The 17,558-nt window shown below is 71.8% G+C and carries 15 protein-coding genes, 1 tRNA gene and 4 pseudogenes; 16 read left to right on the top strand and 4 right to left on the bottom strand.

The genetic code is table 11. The features are described 5' to 3' along the window. Positions 1-9: 9 nt before the first annotated feature. Positions 10-1,593: a glucoamylase family protein gene (locus tag FPZ22_RS13095; RefSeq protein ID WP_144893649.1), complete on the bottom strand. Its 1,584-nt coding sequence runs from the start codon at positions 1,591-1,593 to the stop codon at positions 10-12. Positions 1,594-1,679: 86 nt separating this feature from the next. Continuing rightward, complete coding sequence (locus FPZ22_RS13090; protein WP_144893647.1) at positions 1,680-1,979, bottom strand: YciI family protein; 300 nt, start codon at positions 1,977-1,979, stop codon at positions 1,680-1,682. A gap of 348 nt (positions 1,980-2,327) precedes the next feature. On the opposite strand from FPZ22_RS13090, the pseudogene FPZ22_RS13085 reads away from it, so the two are divergent. From FPZ22_RS13085 to FPZ22_RS13075, 3 genes and pseudogenes are all read left to right on the top strand, one after another. Next, positions 2,328-3,258: pseudogene (locus FPZ22_RS13085) on the top strand (segregation and condensation protein A). Positions 3,259-3,289: 31 nt separating this feature from the next. Continuing rightward, positions 3,290-4,087, top strand: a pseudogene (gene scpB / locus FPZ22_RS13080) (SMC-Scp complex subunit ScpB); the annotation flags it as partial. Positions 4,088-4,092: 5 nt separating this feature from the next. Further along, a complete protein-coding gene (locus tag FPZ22_RS13075; RefSeq protein WP_144893645.1) occupies positions 4,093-5,634 on the top strand; it encodes a pseudouridine synthase in 1,542 nt (513 codons plus the stop codon). A gap of 15 nt (positions 5,635-5,649) precedes the next feature. Here FPZ22_RS13075 and FPZ22_RS13070 read toward each other — a convergent pair whose 3' ends face one another. Together FPZ22_RS13070 and FPZ22_RS13065 are read right to left on the bottom strand one after the other, a co-directional pair. Continuing rightward, positions 5,650-6,450 carry an amidohydrolase gene (locus FPZ22_RS13070; RefSeq protein ID WP_144893643.1) on the bottom strand — a complete coding sequence of 267 codons (801 nt, stop codon included), beginning with the start codon at positions 6,448-6,450 and terminating at the stop codon, positions 5,650-5,652. 7 nt (positions 6,451-6,457) lie between these two features. Next, positions 6,458-7,621, bottom strand: a complete 1,164-nt coding sequence (locus tag FPZ22_RS13065) for a pyridoxal phosphate-dependent aminotransferase (protein ID WP_144893641.1) — start codon at positions 7,619-7,621, stop codon at positions 6,458-6,460. Positions 7,622-7,694: 73 nt separating this feature from the next. On the opposite strand from FPZ22_RS13065, the gene FPZ22_RS13060 reads away from it, so the two are divergent. From FPZ22_RS13060 to FPZ22_RS13000, 13 genes and pseudogenes are all read left to right on the top strand, one after another. Further along, on the top strand, positions 7,695-8,180 hold the full coding sequence (locus FPZ22_RS13060) for a DUF3293 domain-containing protein (protein ID WP_144893639.1): 486 nt from the start codon (positions 7,695-7,697) through the stop codon (positions 8,178-8,180). A 34-nt stretch (positions 8,181-8,214) separates the two neighbouring features. Further along, positions 8,215-8,859, top strand: coding sequence for a heme ABC exporter ATP-binding protein CcmA (gene ccmA / locus FPZ22_RS13055; protein ID WP_425463048.1), 645 nt, complete (start codon positions 8,215-8,217; stop codon positions 8,857-8,859). After that, on the top strand, positions 8,856-9,527 hold the full coding sequence (ccmB, locus tag FPZ22_RS13050; protein ID WP_144893635.1) for a heme exporter protein CcmB: 672 nt from the start codon (positions 8,856-8,858) through the stop codon (positions 9,525-9,527). The genes ccmA and ccmB overlap by 4 nt, the downstream gene beginning before the upstream one ends. A 279-nt stretch (positions 9,528-9,806) precedes the next feature. Further along, positions 9,807-10,559 (top strand): annotated as a pseudogene (locus FPZ22_RS13045) (heme ABC transporter permease). Beyond that, the gene (gene ccmD / locus FPZ22_RS14460; protein ID WP_144893633.1) at positions 10,556-10,732 is read left to right on the top strand and encodes a heme exporter protein CcmD; all 177 of its coding nucleotides are present in this window, start codon (positions 10,556-10,558) and stop codon (positions 10,730-10,732) included. Before FPZ22_RS13045 ends, ccmD begins: the two are co-directional and overlap by 4 nt. Next, entirely contained in the window at positions 10,729-11,217 is a 489-nt protein-coding gene (gene ccmE / locus FPZ22_RS13035; RefSeq protein WP_144893631.1) for a cytochrome c maturation protein CcmE, read from the top strand. Before ccmD ends, ccmE begins: the two co-directional genes overlap by 4 nt. Next, complete coding sequence (locus tag FPZ22_RS13030) at positions 11,217-13,139, top strand: heme lyase CcmF/NrfE family subunit (protein WP_144893629.1); 1,923 nt, start codon at positions 11,217-11,219, stop codon at positions 13,137-13,139. The genes ccmE and FPZ22_RS13030 overlap by 1 nt, the downstream gene beginning before the upstream one ends. Then, positions 13,136-13,720, top strand: coding sequence for a DsbE family thiol:disulfide interchange protein (locus tag FPZ22_RS13025; RefSeq protein ID WP_144893627.1), 585 nt, complete (start codon positions 13,136-13,138; stop codon positions 13,718-13,720). The genes FPZ22_RS13030 and FPZ22_RS13025 overlap by 4 nt, the downstream gene beginning before the upstream one ends. Continuing rightward, positions 13,717-14,227 (top strand): annotated as a pseudogene (locus FPZ22_RS13020) (cytochrome c-type biogenesis protein). Before FPZ22_RS13025 ends, FPZ22_RS13020 begins: the two are co-directional and overlap by 4 nt. After that, positions 14,227-15,330, top strand: a complete 1,104-nt coding sequence (locus FPZ22_RS13015; protein ID WP_342779185.1) for a tetratricopeptide repeat protein — start codon at positions 14,227-14,229, stop codon at positions 15,328-15,330. Before FPZ22_RS13020 ends, FPZ22_RS13015 begins: the two are co-directional and overlap by 1 nt. Before the next feature lie 62 nt (positions 15,331-15,392). Then, entirely contained in the window at positions 15,393-16,508 is a 1,116-nt protein-coding gene (metX, locus tag FPZ22_RS13010; protein ID WP_144893623.1) for a homoserine O-acetyltransferase MetX, read from the top strand. Between the two features lie 159 nt (positions 16,509-16,667). After that, positions 16,668-17,279, top strand: coding sequence for a cysteine dioxygenase family protein (locus FPZ22_RS13005; protein ID WP_210412678.1), 612 nt, complete (start codon positions 16,668-16,670; stop codon positions 17,277-17,279). Between the two features lie 97 nt (positions 17,280-17,376). Further along, a tRNA-Leu gene (locus tag FPZ22_RS13000) sits at positions 17,377-17,463 on the top strand. The last annotated feature ends 95 nt before the right edge of the window (positions 17,464-17,558 follow it).

Below are 17,558 nucleotides of genomic sequence, written 5' to 3'. Positions count from 1 at the left end.
GCATTCCGGTCAGTCCTTGGGCGCCGGCGCATCGACGCGGCCGTCTTCCGCGGACGCTTCGCGCGCGCTCGCTTCCGCCTCCGCCGCTTCCTGCGCCTGCAGCTCCGCCAGCCAGCCGCCGGTGAAGCCGGCGCGTTCCAGGCCCCGGCGGATGTAGGGATTGCGCTTCATCACCTCCCACACGAATCCGTTGCGATGGTTGGCGATCATCAACAGGATCGGCCCCTGGTCGATGCCGATGTAGTCGCTGGCCACCCACCCCCTGCCCGGCACGATGCGCCCGGTCTTGAGCGGGATGTCGTACTCGAAGCTGGGGTTGAAGGCGTCCAGGAAGCCGTAGCTGGAATACAGGTACTCGCCGTGCCGCTCGACCAGCGCGCGGGTGGCCGGCACCACCAGCTCCGGCGCGAACGGCAGCGAGCCGATGGCCGCGGTGGGCGCGATGGTGCCGTCGTCGAAGGCCACCGCGATGCCGGCGCCGCGTGCGCTGTAGTGACGGAACTCGCGCAGCCGGCCGCCATACTCCTGGTCGGTGCGCTGCGGGCCGTCGCTCGCGGTCAGGCCCCAGATGTCGGCGCCGTAGCCCTTCCAGCCCATCGGATTCTCGATGGCGTATGAGCGCTGGGCGTAGGTCGCGCGCCGCGAGTTCTCGAAGTAGTCGATGCCGCGGCCGCGCATGTAGGCATCCCGGATGCCGCGGAAATCGATCCACACATGGCTGTACTGGTGGCCGAAGTGCGGCGCGAAGCTCAGGTACTCCTGGCCCTGGAAGATGCCCCAGCTGTCGTCGTAGGTCCGAGTCCACGCGGTCCAGGCCTCGGGCTCCACCGGATGCGTGGGCGAGCCCAGCGCCAGGATGTAGACCAGCATCGCCTCGTCGTAACCGGTCCAGTCGTGGTCGATGAAGCCACGTTCGGGATACCAGCCCATCGAGACCAGCGGCGGGCGCACCTGCAGCCAGGGCCATTCGATGCGCCGGTAGAGCGCGTCGGCCAGCTCGCGGATGCGCTGCTCGGCGGGGTCGTCGCGATCGTAATAGCTCTGCGCGAACAGCACGCCCAGCATCATCAGCCCGGTGTCCACGCTCGAGAGCTCCACCCAGGGCTCGTAGCGATGCCCGCTGCGCATGTCGAGGAAGTGGTAGAAGAAGCCGCGGTGGCCGATGGTGCCGGTCTCCGCCGGCCCCTGCGGTGAATCGTGCAGGAACTCCAGCGTCAGCAGGGTGCGGTCCACCGCCTGGCGCCGACCGATCCAGCCGTTCTCGATCCCCACCGGGTACGCGGTCAGCGCGAAGCCGATCGCCGCCACGCTGGCGAAGGGCCGCGAGGGGAAGCGGTCGGGCGTCATGCCGTTGCGCTCGTCCGTGGTGTCCCAGAAGAACTGGAAGGTGCGCTTCTCGATGTCGCGGAACAGCGGTGGCAGGGGCTCCGGCCGTGGCGGCAGCGGGGGCTGGTCGGCCGGCGCGGTCACCACCATCTCCTCGATCGGCCCCGGCCGGGGCGGCTCCACCTCGGGCTGCCGCTCGCGGCCACAGGCGGCGAGCAGCAGCAGCGCAAGGGCGGCGAGGCCGCTTCGGAACCAGGTTCGGGGCATGGCTTACCCATCGAATCCGATCGGCCCGCTCCTGTCTACCCGCCCGCCGGTGAGCGCCGGGTGGAAGCTCGTGCCCCCGGACGGCGTCAGGGCAGCACTCTGCGGAACGGGCGCACCTCCACGCTCGCGTACACCCCGGCCGCCATGTAGGGATCGGCCTCCGCCCAGGTCCGCGCGTCGTCGAGCGACTCGAAGCGCGCGATCACGATGCTGCCGCTGAAGCCCGCCGGTCCCGGATCCTCGGCATCCACCGCCGGACACGGCCCGGCCACCAGGAGCCGGCCCTCGTCACGCAGCGCCTCCAGGCGCGCGAGGTGGGCGCCGCGCGCGGCCATGCGCCGGTCCAGCACATCGGCGCCGTCGCGCCCTTCGATCGCGTACCACATCGGTCATGCTCCACTGCGGCAAGGGCGGACATGCTAGCCCCAACCCGCGATGAAGCCAGCCGCCGGCGGGCTGGACAAGACATGTTCGCAGCCCGTACCCTAAGGCCCGGTTCCGGCACCGGAACGCAGCGGCGGCGCAAAGTCCGCCCGTCCTGCCCCCAACCGGTCCGCCCCGCGACTTCACCGCCACCGCCACCGCGCCGCCACGGCAGCATTGCCGTCGCGCCGGCCGGAGTGGCAGGGCTGCATTGCCCGCGGCAGCCTGCCGCAGAGGCGCGACCCGACTCCCGACAGGAGCGCGGCGCGCGACGTCCCAAGTTCAAGTGGCCCGGAGGGGGCCGCGACCCGATGATCCAAGCCGGCCCAGACACCGCAGCCGTTCCCGCGCCCGACGCCGCCGCGCCGGCGACCCGCCCGACGCAGCAGGAAATTCCGCTGGCGATGGTGCACGGCCAGCCGCTGCTGCAGGTGCCGCAGGACCTCTACATCCCCCCCGGATGCGCTCGAAGTGATCCTCGAGGCCTTCGAAGGCCCGCTGGACCTGCTGCTGTACCTGATCCGCCGCCAGAACCTCGACATCCTCGACATCCCGGTGGCCGAGATCACCCGCCAGTACGTGGCCTACATCGACGTGATGCAGGAGCTGCGCTTCGAGCTCGCCGCCGAGTACCTGGTGATGGCCGCGATCCTGGCCGAGATCAAGTCGCGGATGCTGCTGCCGCGGCCGCCGTCCGAGGAGGGCCTGGAGGACGATCCGCGCGCCGACCTCGTGCGCCGGCTGCAGGAATACGAGCGCTTCAAGCAGGCCGCCGAGGACATCGACTCCCTGCCCCGCATGGATCGGGACACCTCGCCGGCGCATGCCTTCGTGCCGGAGCGCACCGTGCTGCGTGAGCCGCCGCCGGTCGAGCTGCGCGAGATGCTGCTGGCCCTGCACGACGTGCTCAAGCGCGCCGAGCTCTTCACCGGGCATGCCATCAAGCGCGACGCGCTGAGCGTGCGCCAGCGCATGGGCGAACTGCTGGAGCGGCTCCGGGACGGCGCCTTCCACCGCTTCGAGCAGCTGTTCGAGGCCCGCGAGGGGCGTTTGGGCGTGGTCGTGACCTTCCTCTCGATCCTCGAGCTGGCCAAGGAGCGTCTGCTCGACGTGGTGCAGGAGGCGCCGCTGGCGCCGATCTACGTCAAGTCGCTGGCCCTGTCCCGCGAGGACGGGCCGCCGCTGGAGTTCGCCAGCGAGTTCGACGACGACACCGTCGCCAACGACGGCGCGGCGCACTGAGTCGCCGCCCGCTTCCCGCAACAGGACGCACATGGACCCGCAACTGATCAAACGCATCGTCGAGGCCGCGCTGCTCGCGGCCAGCCAGCCGCTCACCGTGGCCCAGCTCAATGCGCTGTTCACGCTCGACGAACCGGCGCCCGAGGGCGGCATCGGCCAGGCGCTGGAGGCGCTGCAGGCGGAATGCGAAGGCCGCGGCGTGGAGCTGGTCGAGGTCGCCTCGGGCTGGCGCTACCAGGTCAAGGCCGAGGTGCATCCCTGGGTGGCCCGGCTGTGGACCGAGCGCCAGACGAAGTACACCCGCGCCACCCTCGAGACCCTGGCCCTGATCGCCTACCGCCAGCCGATCACGCGCGGCGAGATCGAGCAGGTCCGCGGCGTGGCCACCAACAGCAACATCATCAAGGCGCTGGAGGAGCGCGAGTGGATCCGCGTGGTCGGCCACCGCGACATGCCCGGCAAGCCGGAGCTCCTGGGCACCACCAGGGGCTTCCTCGACTACTTCGGCCTCAAGCGCCTGGACGAACTGCCTCCCCTGTCGGAGCTGAAGGATTTCGGCGAGCTGGAGCCGCAGCTGCCCTTCGAGCGGGAGTCGAAGGACGATGACGGCGGCGCGATGCCGGTCGGCGACATCGCCGCTGACCTGCCGGGCGACGACGATGCCGACGGCCCCGCCGATCCCGGCGACACAGACACAGACACAGACACAGACACAGACACTGGATCCGGCGCCGTGGACACCACGGACGACGGAGGCCTTCCGCCGCTCGACGCGGCACCCGACGAAAACGATGCCCTCGCCGTGGAAGGCGACAGCACTGGAGTGGAAGAAGAATGACGCAGGACAAGACCGGCGGCCGCAAGCTGTCGCTGAAGCGCGGCGAGGCCGCAACCCCCGGAACCGAGGCTCCGCGCCTGGAGGAACGCCTGCACAAGGTGCTGGCGCAGGCCGGCCTGGGCTCGCGCCGGGCGCTGGAGCAGCGCATCGCCGACGGCCTGGTGAAGGTCAACGGCGAGGTCGCCCAGGTGGGCATGAGCGTGCGCGGCGGCGACCGCGTCGAGCTCGATGGCAAGACCTTCGTCGCCAGCGCGCTGACCGAGCCGGCGCGCGTGCTGATCTACAACAAGCCCGAGGGCGAGGTCACGACGCGCGAGGACCCCGAGGGCCGGCCGACGATCTTCGACGCCCTGCCCGCGCTCAAGGGCGCGCGCTGGATCGCGATCGGCCGCCTGGACATCAACACCACCGGCCTGCTGCTGCTGACCACCGACGGCGAGCTGGCCAACGCCATGATGCATCCCTCGTTCGAGGTCGAACGCGAGTACGTCTGCCGCGTTCGCGCGCCAGAGGGCGAAGAGACCGTGCCCGAGAACATCGTCGACCGGCTGCGTCGGGGCGTGGCGCTCGACGATGGTCCGGCCAAGTTCGACGAGGTCAAGCGCATCGGCGGCACCGATTCGAACGAATGGTTCCAGGTGACGGTCAAGGAGGGGCGCAACCGCGAGGTGCGCCGGCTGTGGGAGTCGCAGGGCTGCCAGGTGAGCCGCCTCAAGCGCATCCGCTACGGCAGTGTGGAACTGCCGCAGCCGCTGCTGCGCGGGCAGTCGCAGGAGCTCGCGGCCGACAAGGTGCAGGCGCTGCGGGCCGAACTCGGGCTCGAGGATGGTGCGCCGGCCGCGCTCACCCTGCTGCCGGTCATCGGCCAGCGCCGCGCCGGCAAGTCCACCGTGCAGGTGGGCGGCCAGCACCGCAGCGCCGGCTACATCGGAGGCCACAGCACCGCCGACGAGGGCCGCGAGCTGCGCCGCTTCGACCACGTCCGCGAGGACCGCGGCCGCCGCGGGCAGCGCAAGCCGTCCGGGGGATTGACGGTATCCGGCGAGGCCGCCGCACGCCAGTCGCACAAGCCCCTGAAGCAGCGCAAGGACAAGCGCGCCCTGCCCGAAGGCAACCCCGCGGCGTTCCGCAGCTGGTACGTGCCCGACGGCGTCGACACCGGCCCGGCCGGCCACCGCAACGCCGGCCCCGGAGCGCGCAAGCCGGGCGGCCGCAAGCCCGCCGGCGGCGGGCGCCCGGGCGCTGGCGGGCCGGGCAAGCCGACGCGCGCCGCGCATCCCTATGGGCATCCGGGCAATGCACCGGTGTTCCCGTCCGACCATGCCACTCCGGGCGGCGGCGGCGCCTACGACCGTCCGCGCGGTCCCCGCTCCGGCAAGCCCGGTGGCGGCAAGCCCGGCGGCGGCAGGCCCGGTGGCGCACGCCCTTCCGGCGCCCGGCCGGGCGGCGGAAGGCCTTCCGGTCCGGGTGGCGGCCGGCCTCCGGGCCCCGGCGGAAACCGTGGCCCTCGCGGCGGCGGCGGCCGGCGCGGAGCCTGACCCGCGCCGGGGAAATCAGCTCCCGCTGAGCGTGAACGCGTCCCCGTCGCGCAGCGCCGGGAAGCGCTCGCGGTGCGCGGCCAGCGGACCGGCCAGCAGGGTCGTGGTCACCACCACCTCTTCGTCCGCGCACTCGCTCAGCGGCGCGCCCATGAAGTCGATCACCGCACTGTCGCCGGAATAGGCGATGCCGTTGCCATCGCGCCCGACGCGGTTGAGCCCGGCGACATAGCACAGGTTCTCGATCGCGCGGGCGCGCAGCAGGGTCTTCCACGCATAGGCGCGGGCCGCCGGCCAGTTGGCGACGTACAGCTGCAGGTCGAAGTCCGGGCGGCCGCTGGCCGCATCGAGCGTGTTGCGCGCGAACACCGGGAACCGCAGGTCGTAGCAGATCAGCGGATTGATCCGCCAGCCCCTGAGCTCCACCACCAGGCGATCGCGTCCCGGCGCATAACGTTCGTGCTCGCGCGCATAGGTGAACAGATGGCGCTTGTCGTAGTGGCGGAGCCCGCCGTCGGGCTCGGCCCACAGCATGCGGTTGTAGACGCCTCCGCCATCGCGCAGCTGCACGCTGCCGGCCACCACCGCGCCGAGCGCGGCGGCCCGGTCGAGCATCCACGCCACGGTCGGGCCATCCATGTCTTCGGCATGGTCGATGGCGTCGTTGCTGAAGCCGCTGGTGAAGGTCTCCGGCAGCAGCACCAGGTCGGTGCCACCGCGCAACGGCGCCATCAGGTCGCCATAGTAGGCGCGGTTGCCGGCGGGGTCGTGCCAGAGCGTGTCGCCCTGGACCAGGGAGATGCGCAGGTTGTCCATGGCCCGATCATAGCCCGGCCCGGAGCTGCAGCCCCGCGAGGCGCTCGATGGCCGCATCCAGCGTGGACTGCGCCTTGGCGAAGCACAGCCGCGCCAGGCGCTGGCCGGGCGGCGGGTTCTCGTAGAACGGCGACAGCGGGATCGCGGCGACGCCGTGCTCGATGGTGAGCCAGCGGCAGAACTCCGTGTCCGACAGGTCGCTCACCGCCGAATAGTCGACCAGCTGGAAGTAGCCGCCGGGCACCGGGAGCGGCCGCAGGTGGGTGCCGGCCAGCTGCGCACGGAAGGCGTCACGCTTGTCCTCGTAGAACGCGCCGAGTCCGAGGTGGTGCTGCGGCTCCTCGCGCAGCATCTCCGCGAATGCATGCTGCGCCGGCGCGAAGGTGCAGAACACGTTGTACTGGTGGACCTTGCGGAACTCGAGCGACAGCCCCGGCGGCGCGATGCAGTAGCCGACCTTCCATCCGGTGCAGTGGTAGGTCTTGCCGAAGCTCGACACCACGAAGGCGCGCTCGCGCAGCGCCGGGTACCGCAGCGCCGATTCATGGCGCGCGCCGTCGAAGACGATGTGCTCGTAGACCTCGTCGGAGATGAGCCAGACGCCGGTGTCCTGGACGATGGCGACCAGTTCGGCCATGTCGTCCGCGGTGAGCATCGCGCCGGAGGGGTTGTGCGGCGTGTTGACGATGAGCATCCGCGTCTTCGGTCCGATGGCCGCGCGCACCCGCGCCCAGTCGGGCACGAAGGTGGCCGGGTCCAGCGGTACGTGCACCGCGCGTGCGCCGGCGAGGTCGATGGCCGGCTCGTAGCAGTCGTAGGCCGGGTCCAGGACGACGACCTCGTCGCCGGCGCGGACCACCGCGTGCACGGCATCGAAGATCGCCTCGGTGGCGCCGCTGGTGACCGTGATTTCGGCGTCGGGATCCGGGCGATGGCCATACAGCGCCGCGGTCTTGTCGGCGATCGCCTCGCGCAGGGCGGCCACGCCGGTCATCGGCGCGTACTGGTTGTGACCGGCGCGCATCGCGCGGGCCAGCGCGTCGACCAGGCGCGCGGGCACCTCGAAGTCCGGGAAACCCTGCCCCAGGTTGACCGCGCCGTGCTCGCCCGCGAGCTGGGACATCACGGTGAAGATGGTCGTGCCGACCTTCGGCAGCTTGGTGCCAGGCATCCGCTCCTCCGCCCGGCCCATGCCGGATGGCTCCGAGTTTACGCAAGCCGGCATGTGGCGTTAAATCGCGCCTATGTCCAGACAGCTGCCAGCGGCCAGCGAGGCCGACGTCCATCGGCTCGCCACCGCCTACCTTGGCGCGGAGTACCGCTGGGCGCGGGAAGGCGACTGGCACGACATCCGCATCGGTCTGCCGGCACCGGGGCTGGAGCTGCTCTATCCGCAGGCGCTCAGCTTCGCCCTGCTGTCGGCCTGGAACCCCTGGTCGAGGCCCCGCGACGAGGCCGCCAACCGCCGCCAGGACGCGGCGCTCGAAGCCGGACTCGCCGCGCGCGGGCTGGAACACCTCCCCTCGTTCTCCTCGGCGCCCAACCGCAGCTGGCGCGAACCGGGCTGGGTCATCCTCGACCTCGATCCCGAAGGGCTGGATGAGCTCGCCCGGCAATTCGGCCAGCTCGGCGCGCTGTGGTGGCCGCGGGGCGGCGCGGTGAGGCTGCGCATGCAGGCGCCGAAACCGGCCACGTTCCGGCGCGCCGCCCCGATCGACTGGCTAGAATAGCGGCCCCGGTCGCCGTCGCGGCCCGTGCCGCATGATGCCTCCAGCCGCCAGCCCAGCGCCCGCACTGCTCTCCGCCCAGGCCCTGCGCTTCATGCGCAACGAGATGCCGGTGTTCGGCCCGATCGATTTCGAGGTCGCCGCGGGCGAGGCGCTGCTGGTCCAGGGCGACAACGGCGCCGGCAAGACCACCCTGCTCAAGGTCCTCGCCGGCCTGCTGCGCGCCGACGGCGGCGAAGTCCGGGTCCAGGGCAGGCCGGTCGTCCCCGCGCTGCGTGCGCGCGTGGTCGGTTACCTCGGCCACCTGCCGGCGCAGAAGGCCGACCTCAGTGCGCTCGAGAACCTGCGCTTCCTGTGCGGCCTGCATGGCAGCCGTCCGGGAATGTCGCTGGAAGACGCCATGGCCACCGTCGGCCTGGCCGGCTACGAGGACGCGCTGGCGCGGCAGATGTCCGCGGGCCAGCGCAAGCGCCTGTCGCTGGCGCGCCTGTGGCTGTCGCCGGCTCCGCTGTGGCTGATGGACGAGCCCTACGCGAACCTCGACCTCGAGGGCATCGAACTCGTCAATCGCATGGTGGAGGCGCATCTGCGCGAGGGTGGCGGCGCCATGGTCACCACCCACGGTGCCTATGCCGCGCCGCCGGTGCGCACCCGGATGCTGGTGCTGGAGCGGCCGTCATGATGTGGTCTGCCGCCCGCGCGCTCGCCGTCCGCGATCTGCGCCTGCTCTGGCGCCGGCGGGGCGACGCGCTGCAGCCGGCGCTGTTCGCGCTGCTGGTGCTGGTTCTGTTCGCGCTGGCGCTGGGCAGCGACCGCGAGATGCTGGCCCGGGTGGCGCCCGCCGCGCTGTGGGTGTCGGTGCTGCTGTCCGGCCTGCTGGCGCTGGACACGCTGTTCCGCGGCGACGCCGAGGACGGCTCGCTCGAGCAGTGGCTGCTGGCGCCAGTGCCGCTGGCCTGGCTGGTGCTGGTGCGGGTGGCCACGCACTGGGCGACCACGGCGCTGCCGCTGGTGCTGGCGATGCCGCTGCTGGCGGAGCTGATGGCGCTGCCACGCGGGCACTGGGGCGTGCTGTTCGCTTCGCTGGCGCTGGGCACGCCGCTGCTGGCACTGCTCGGCGCGGTGGTCGCCGCGCTCACCGTGGGCATGCGCCGCTCCGGCATCCTGGTGGCGCTGCTGGCGCTGCCGTTGTACGTGCCGGTGCTGGTCTTCGGTGCCGGTGCGGTGACCGCGGCCGCCCGGGGGTTCGACCCCGTGGGCGGTCTGCTGCTGCTGGCGGCGGGGCTGGTCGCGGCGCTGGTGCTTGCGCCGCTCGCCGCGGCGGCGGCGATCCGGATCGCCCTCTCCTGAATCCCGGCTCCGGGCATCGCTCCGTTGTGGTCCGCCCGCCCTCGCGCGGGCCAGGAACGACCCGCTGCTGTTGACCTGAGTCAGTGTGCGGTCCGCGCAGAGCTGCCACGATCGCCGCTGAAACGCAGCCAACCATCACTTCAACGTTCCGGTGCGGCGCCTTGGCCGCGGGGGCCAAACCTGAAAGAATGCCGTGCTGGTCCCACCCGCCCAGGGCCGAGGCACCGGGCCGGCCCGGGGACCGGTGCACCTCCAGCCAGCGAAAATCCGATGTCCGACATGAACCCGGTGATCCGCTGGTTCCACCAGCTTGGCTCACCGCCCTACTTCGACCGCTTCGCCGCCCGATGGAGCCCCTGGGGCTACGGGCTGGGCGTGCTGGTCATGGCGTGGGGGTGTACGGCGCGCTGTTCCAGGTGCCCGCGGACTACCAGCAGGGCGACAGTTTCCGGATCCTCTATATCCACGTGCCGGCGGCCTGGATGAGCCTGCTGGTGTTCGGGCTGATGGCGCTGTACTCCGCGATCGCCCTGATCTGGCGGATCAAGCTCTGCGAGATCCTGGCCATGGCCTGCGCGCCGATCGGCGCTGCGTTCACCGCGGTGACGCTGGTCACCGGCGCGATCTGGGGCAAGCCGATGTGGGGCACCTGGTGGGACTGGGACCCGCGCCTGACCAGCCAGCTGGTGCTGCTGTTCCTGTACCTGGGCGTGATCGGCCTCTACCACGCGATCGACGACCGTCGCACCGCGGCCCGCGCCGCCGGCCTGCTGGCCCTGGTCGGCGTGGTCATGCTGCCGGTCATCCGCTATTCGGTGGTGTGGTGGAACTCGCTCCACCAGGGCCAGACCATCCGCGTGTTCGGCGAATCCTCGATGGACCCGAGCATGCTTCCGCCGCTGGTCTGGATGGTGATCGGCACCAAGCTGTGGTTCGCGGGTTCGCTTCTGGCGCGCGCGCGCCGACAACCTGCAGCGCGAGGCCGGCAAGGACTGGGTCCGCCGCATGGCGGAGGCCCGAACGACACCATGAGCTATCGCGAATACGTCATCGCCGCCTATGCGGTGTTCGCCCTGATGCTGGCCTGGGACTGGATCGCCCCAAGGCTGGCCGTCGCGCGCCAGCTGCGGGCCGCCCGCCGGCTGGCCGCGCGTCGCGCGGCACGTTCCGCCCGCAACGAAGGTCCCACGGAGCTCGGTCGATGAATCCAACCCGCCGCAGGCGTCTCTGGTTCGTAGTCGCCGTGGTCGCGGCCGCCACCCTGGTGGCGGTGCTGGTGGCCATGGCCCTGCAGCGCAACGTCGCCTACCTGTTCACGCCCGCCGAGATCCTCGACGGCCGCGCCGGCGCCGACGTGGCCTCGGGCGCCACGCGCTTCCGCCTCGGCGGCATGGTCGCCAAGGGGTCGTTCGAACGCACGCCCGGGTCGATGGAGGCGCGCTTCCAGGTCAGCGACGGCGACGCGCTGATGCCGGTGGTCTATTCCGGCATCCTTCCCGACCTGTTCCGCGAGGACCAGTCGGTGGTCGCCACCGGCCGCATGCGCGCCGACGGCACGTTCGTCGCCGACGAGGTGCTGGCCAAGCACGACGAGACCTACGTGCCCAAGGAAGTGGCCGACAAGATGGGCCTGGCGCACGAGAAGCACAAGGTCGACATGCCCGCGCCGGCCGCCGGGGACAAGCGCTAGTGCTGCCGGAGATCGGCCAGGCCGCGCTGGCCCTGGCGCTGGTGTTCGCCGTGCTGCAGGGCATCGCCGGCCTCGCCGGCGCCGCCCGCGGCCGCGAGGACCTGGCGGCGGTGACGGGCCCGGCGGCGGTCGCGCAACTGGTACTGGTGCTGGCCGCCTACGTGCTGCTGACGGCGGCGTTCGTGGTCGGCGACTTCTCGGTCAAGTACGTGGCCGACAACTCCAACTCGCTGCTGCCCCTGATCTACCGCTATACCGCGGTCTGGGGCGCGCACGAAGGCTCATTGCTGCTGTGGGCGCTGATGCTGGCGGTGTGGAACGCCGCGGTGGCGCTGCTGTCGCGGGGCATTCCCTGGCGCTTCCGCGGCCGCGCCCTCGGCGTGATCGGCCTGGTGGCGGTCGGCTTCCTGGCGTTCATGGTGTTCACCTCGAATCCTTTCGAGCGCCTGCTTCCGGCCGCGTCCGAGGGCCACGACCTGAATCCTCTGCTGCAGGACCCGGGGATGATCATCCATCCCCCGCTGCTGTACATCGGCTACATCGGCTTCGTGGTGCCGTTCGCCTTCGCCATCGCGGCCCTGCTGGAAGGGGCGATCGACGCACGCTGGCTGCGCTGGTCGCGGCCATGGACCAACATCGCCTGGGGCTTCCTCACCCTGGGCATCGCCATGGGCAGTTGGTGGGCGTACTACGAGCTCGGCTGGGGCGGCTGGTGGTTCTGGGATCCGGTCGAGAACGCGAGCTTCATGCCCTGGCTCGCAGGCGCCGCGCTGATCCATTCGCAGGCGGTCACCGAGAAGCGCGGCAGCTTCAGCAGCTGGACCATGCTGTTGGCCATCGCCGCCTTCTCGCTGTCGCTGCTGGGTGCCTTCCTGGTGCGCTCGGGCGTGCTGACCAGCGTGCATTCGTTCGCGGCCGACCCGTCGCGCGGGCTGTTCATCCTCGCCTTCCTGGGCGCGGTGATCGGCGGCGCACTGGCGGTGTACGTGACGCGCGCTCCGCGACTGGCCGACGGCAAGCCGTTCGCGGCGGGTTCGCGCGAAACGCTGCTGCTGGTCAACAACCTGCTGCTCGCCTCGGCCTGCGCGATGGTGCTGGTGGGCACGCTGTATCCGCTGCTGGCCGATGCCCTGGACCTGGGCAAGGTTTCGGTCGGTCCGCCCTACTTCGGCACCCTCTTCCTGGTGCTGATGGCACCGCTCGTCCTGCTGGTGCCGTTCGGTCCGCTGACGCGCTGGCAGCAGGAGCAGGTGTCGAAGCCGGTGGCGCTCCTCGCGCCCTGGTTCGGCCTGGCGCTGCTGCTGGGCGTCATCGCCTGGTACCAGGCACCGCAGAGCGCGCTTAAGACCGGCTTCGGCGTCGCCGGCGCGGCCTGGGTGGGACTGGGCACGCTGCGCTTCGCGTGGACGCGCATCCGCGCCAAGGGCCGCAGCTTCACTCCCGAGATGTTCGGCATGGTGCTGGGCCACCTGGGAATCGCGGTGTTCCTGGTCGGTGCAATGCTGGTGGAGGCGCAGAACGTGCTGCGCGAGGTGCCCATGGCGCCGGGCGAGACCCAGAGCATCGGCCGCTACGATTTCCGCTTCGACGGCGTGGACCGCGTGCAGGGCCCGAACTACATGGCCGACCGCGGCCATGTGCAGGTGTTCAGGGACGACGGGCCGCTGGTGCTGCTGCATCCGGAGAAGCGCGCCTACGCCAGCGGTGGCCAGGTGATGACAGACGCCGGCATCCACGCCGGCGTGCGCGCCGACATCTTCGTCGCCCTCGGCGAGCCGCTGGGCAACGACGTCTGGGCGGTCCGTCTGCACGTCAAGCCCTTCGTGCGCTGGATCTGGGGTGGTGCGCTGCTGATGGCGCTCGGCGCGTTCGTTGTCGCGGCCGACCGCCGCTTCCGCCTTCCGCTGAAGGAGAAACGATGAGCACGCCGGCGTCCTCTCCGGGAACCGGCGGCGGCCGCCGGCTGCTGGCCGTGCTGCTGCTGGGCGGCTTCGTCGCCCTGGTGGCGCTGCTCGGCTGGGGAGTGTCCCGCTCCGACCGTCCCGATCGGGAATCCCTGCCCTCGCCGCTGATCGGCCGGCCGGCACCGGAGTTCTCGCTGCCGGTGCTGCACGACCCCGACTACCGCGTCGGCACCGCCGACCTCGCCGGCCGGCCCTACCTGCTCAACGTCTGGGGCAGCTGGTGCCCCGGCTGCCGGGACGAGCACCCGGTCCTCGAGCGCTATGCCGAGACCCGCAAGATCCGCGTGGTCGGCTACAACTGGAAGGACGAGCCCGAGGACGCGCTGCGCTGGCTGGAGCAGTTCGGCAACCCCTACTGGGTGGTGGTCGCCGACCATGAAGGCCAGACCGCGATCGAATGGGGCGTGTACGGCGCCCCGGAAACCTTCCTCGTCGACGCCGAGGGCATCGTGCGCTGGAAGCACGTGGGCCCGCTGACCCACGAGATCGTGGACGAGGTGCTGGCGCCCATGGTCGAACGGCTGGAGGATGGCGGATGAGCGCACGCACGGCCATCCGCGACCGCGGCGCGGCTGCCGCCCGCGCCTGCCTGCTGGCGCTGCTGTCCGCATTCGCCTTCTCGGCGGCGCTCGTCGCGCCGCCGCCCGCCGCCGCGCAGGCGGTGCGCAACGTCCAGCCGCTGGAGTTCAGGGACCGCGCCGAGGAGCAGCGCTTCCCGCGCACTCACCACCGAGTTGCGCTGCGTGATGTGCCAGAACCAGTCGCTGGCGGATTCCGACGCCCCGATCGCCCACGACCTGCGCCGCGAGGTCTACAACCTCATGCGCGAAGGCCGCAGCGACGCCGAGATCAAGCGCTTCCTGGTCGACCGCTACGGCGAGTTCGTGCTCTACCGCCCGCAGTTCGGCGGCGGCACGCTGCTGCTGTGGCTCGCGCCGGCGCTGGTGCTGCTGGCCGGCGCCGCCGTCCTGGTGGTGGTGGTACGTCGGCGCGCAGCCGCCAACCGCGCGGCGCTGGACCCCGTGGACGAAGGACAGGAGTGGTGATGGCAACGGTGTTCCTCCTGGCCCTGCTCTTCGGCTCGCTGGCGATCACGGCCGTGGTCGTGGCGCCGCTGCGCCGCAACTCCCCCCGCACCTGGCTGGCGACGCTGGCCGCGGTGCCGGTGCTGACGCTCGGTGCCTACCTGCTGCTCGGCACGCCCGCGGCCCTCGAACCCGCGGCGCGCGCACCGCTGGCGACCGGTGCCGACACCGCGGTCGATCCCGCCGAGTTCGCCGCGGCAGTGGCCGAGCTCCGCGCCGAGCTCGAGCGCAATCCGCAGCAGCCCGAGGGCTGGGTGCTGCTGGCCCGCTCGCTGTCGGTCCAGGGCGACGCCGCCGGCGCCCGCGACGCCTATGCCAAGGCGCTGGAACTCGTGCCCGACGAGCCGGCGCTGATGGTCGAACTGGCCCAGGCGCGGGCGCAGGCCGACCCTCGGCACCTGTTCGACGACGAAGGGCTCGCCCTGCTCGAACAGGCCCTGGTGATGCAGCCCGCCAACCAGCGCGCGCGCTGGTTCCTGGGCGTGGCCCAGCGCCAGCGCGGCCTGAACGCCGAGGCGGTCGCGACGTGGGAGGCCCTGCTCCCGGCCGTCGACGCCGCCACCGCGGGCAGCTTGCGCACCCAGATCGCCGAAGCGCGTGTCGCGGCCGGGCTGCCCCCGGCACCAGCGGAGCCCGACGCCGGGTCCGCTGGAGCGCCGCCGTCGGCCGCCGCCACCCCTGCCACGTCGCCTCTCGCCTCCTCCGGGACCCGCGACGCAGCCGCGCCGGGCCTGCGCGTGCGCATCCGCCTGGCCCCCGGCCTCGCCGAACGCCTCGACGGCCAGGGCACCGTCTTCGTCATGGCGCGCGCGCCGGACGGGCCGCCGATGCCGGTGGCCGCCGAGCGCCATCCGGTCTCCGCGCTCCCGCTGGACATCGTCCTCGACGACAGCGACAGCCCGATGCCGACCCAGCCGCTGTCGCGGCTCGACGTCGCGGTGGTCTCGGCGCGGATCTCGGCCCGCGGCACGGTCGAGCGCAGCGCGGACGACATCGAGTCCGCAGCCGTCCGGGTTTCCTTGCCGACCGATGCCACCGTGGAACTGGTGCTAGGCGCGGAATGAGGCGTTCCTGACGGGCATCGACGCGGCGTCGCGGCGTGACCGGCCCCGTTAAACTGCCGGCCATGACCGAATTCATCCCGCCCGGCACGCGCTGGATCGACCTGCCCCCCGGCTTCCCGATGAAGCGCGGGGGCACACTGCCGCGGGCCCGCATCGCCTACGAGACCTGGGGCCGGCGCAACGCCGCCGACGACAACTCCATCCTCATCCTCACCGGACTCTCGCCCGACGCTCACGCGGCGGCCAGCGAAGCCGACCCGGCGCCGGGCTGGTGGGAGACCATGGTCGGTCCCGGCAAGGCCATCGACACCGACCGGTGGCACGTGGTCTGCGTGAACTCGCTCGGCAGCTGCAAGGGCTCCAGCGGTCCGGCCTCGCTGGATCCCGCGACCGGCCGGCCATACCGCCTGGCCTTCCCCGACGTGTCCATCGAAGACGTGGCCGACACCGCCGCGCACGTGGTGCGGGCGCTGGGCATCGGGCGCCTCGCCTGCGTGGTCGGCAACTCCATGGGCGGCATGGTCGCGCTGGCCCTGCTGGCGCGGCATCCGGGCATCGCGCGCAGCCACATCAATGTCTCCGGCGCGGCGAAGGCGCTGCCGTTCTCGATCGCGATCCGCTCGCTGCAGCGCGAAGCGATCCGGCTGGACCCGAACTGGAACGGCGGCGACTACGACGAGGAACACTACCCCGAGAGCGGCATGCGCATGGCGCGCAAGCTCGGCGTCATCACCTACCGCTCGGCGCTGGAATGGGACGGCCGTTTCGGCCGCGTGCGCCTGGACTCCGACCGCCGCGACGACGAGGACCCCTTCGGGCTGGAGTTCGAGGTGGAAAGCTACCTCGAGGCCCACGCGCGCCGCTTCGTGCGCAACTTCGATCCGAACTGCTACCTGTACCTGAGCCGCTGCATGGACTGGTTCGACATCGGCGAGTCCTGCGGGGGCACCACGGCCGAGGGCCTGGCGCGCATCCGCGTCGAGCGCGCACTGGCCATCGGCGTGCACACCGACATCCTGTTCCCGCTGCAGCAGCAGGAGGAGATCGCGGACGGCCTGCGCGCGGGCGGCAGCGCGGCCACGTTCCTGCCGCTGGAGTCGCCGCAGGGCCATGACGCCTTCCTGGTCGACTTCGCCCGCTTCTCGCCGGCGATCGGCGGATTCCTCGCCGGGCTCTGAGTCCACCAGCCGCAACTCCGTCAGCGACAGCTCCGACAAGATGTCCCGATGCCCGACGCCGCGGATGCGCGGATGCCGCGGACAGGCCCGATGCGCCCGAACCGCCGGGATGCTGCAGCGCGGCGGCCCGTGAGCACGGGGCGTCGTACACTCCGGAACATGACCCAGACCACCCCTGGCGCCGCCGGCGCCCTGCCTGACGTCGCCTTTCCCGGCCGCGAACGCCTGGTCGCAGGCATCGACGCCGCCCTCGCCGCCGGCGACTGCCACGCGGTCACCGCGGCCCTCCGCAGTGCGATGTGCAGCCTGATCCGCGACCCGGAAGTCCGCCTGCCCGACTGCGTGCACGCGCCCATCGCCGAGCATTACGCCCGACGCGAGCTGTACCGGAGTCCCCGGCACGGCTACAGCGTGGTCGCCATGACCTGGGGACCGGGCCAGGGCACGCCGATCCACGACCACGCCGGATGCTGGTGCGTGGAAGGCGTCTGGGCCGGCGCGTTGGAGATCACCCAGTTCGAGCTGCTCGAACGCGACGGCGAGCGCTTCCGCTTCCGCTCGGCGGGCGGCATGCAGGCCGGCCCCGGCAGCGCCGGCAGCCTGATCCCGCCGCACGAATACCACACCATCCGCAACGCCGACGCCGGCGCGATCGCGATCTCGCTGCACGTCTACGAAGCGCCGCTGGAGCAGTGCTCGCGCTTCGAGCCGCTGTCCGGGGAATGGCACCTTCGCGCCGACAACGCCCTGCGCACCGACGCGGCGGCCTGAGCGGCCCGCCCCGACCCGCAGCCGCCCCCACTGTCGCGATGAAGACGCGACGGCAGCGCCGTGGTCGGGCAAGCCAGCCGCTATACTTGCCGCCCGCGCCGGAGTGGCGGAATCGGTAGACGCAGCGGACTCAAAATCCGCCGAGCTAACACTCGTGAGGGTTCGAGTCCCTCCTCCGGCACCAGTAAAAACAAGGGCTTAGCCGAAAGGCTAGGCCCTGGTTCTTTTTGCGGAACTTAACCCGTGTACGAGTTGTGTACGAGAAGCCCGCCGCGGCCG

Source organism: Luteimonas granuli, assembly GCF_007795095.1.
GTDB classification, from domain to species: Bacteria; Pseudomonadota; Gammaproteobacteria; order Xanthomonadales; family Xanthomonadaceae; genus Luteimonas; species Luteimonas granuli.
This window is presented reverse-complemented; position numbering and strand designations above follow the sequence as displayed.

Excerpts from the sequence above, each read along its gene's own strand:
- FPZ22_RS13095 (WP_144893649.1), bottom strand. The coding sequence starts at position 1,593 with ATGCCCCGAACCTGGTTCCGAAGCGGCCTCGCCGCCCTTGCGCTGCTG.
- FPZ22_RS13090 (WP_144893647.1), bottom strand. The coding sequence starts at position 1,979 with ATGTGGTACGCGATCGAAGGGCGCGACGGCGCCGATGTGCTGGACCGG.
- FPZ22_RS13075 (WP_144893645.1), top strand. The coding sequence starts at position 4,093 with ATGACGCAGGACAAGACCGGCGGCCGCAAGCTGTCGCTGAAGCGCGGC.
- FPZ22_RS13070 (WP_144893643.1), bottom strand. The coding sequence starts at position 6,450 with ATGGACAACCTGCGCATCTCCCTGGTCCAGGGCGACACGCTCTGGCAC.
- FPZ22_RS13065 (WP_144893641.1), bottom strand. The coding sequence starts at position 7,621 with ATGCCTGGCACCAAGCTGCCGAAGGTCGGCACGACCATCTTCACCGTG.
- FPZ22_RS13060 (WP_144893639.1), top strand. The coding sequence starts at position 7,695 with ATGTCCAGACAGCTGCCAGCGGCCAGCGAGGCCGACGTCCATCGGCTC.
- ccmA (WP_425463048.1), top strand. The coding sequence starts at position 8,215 with ATGCCTCCAGCCGCCAGCCCAGCGCCCGCACTGCTCTCCGCCCAGGCC.
- ccmB (WP_144893635.1), top strand. The coding sequence starts at position 8,856 with ATGATGTGGTCTGCCGCCCGCGCGCTCGCCGTCCGCGATCTGCGCCTG.
- ccmD (WP_144893633.1), top strand. The coding sequence starts at position 10,556 with ATGAGCTATCGCGAATACGTCATCGCCGCCTATGCGGTGTTCGCCCTG.
- ccmE (WP_144893631.1), top strand. The coding sequence starts at position 10,729 with ATGAATCCAACCCGCCGCAGGCGTCTCTGGTTCGTAGTCGCCGTGGTC.
- FPZ22_RS13025 (WP_144893627.1), top strand. The coding sequence starts at position 13,136 with ATGAGCACGCCGGCGTCCTCTCCGGGAACCGGCGGCGGCCGCCGGCTG.
- FPZ22_RS13015 (WP_342779185.1), top strand. The coding sequence starts at position 14,227 with ATGGCAACGGTGTTCCTCCTGGCCCTGCTCTTCGGCTCGCTGGCGATC.
- metX (WP_144893623.1), top strand. The coding sequence starts at position 15,393 with ATGACCGAATTCATCCCGCCCGGCACGCGCTGGATCGACCTGCCCCCC.
- FPZ22_RS13005 (WP_210412678.1), top strand. The coding sequence starts at position 16,668 with ATGACCCAGACCACCCCTGGCGCCGCCGGCGCCCTGCCTGACGTCGCC.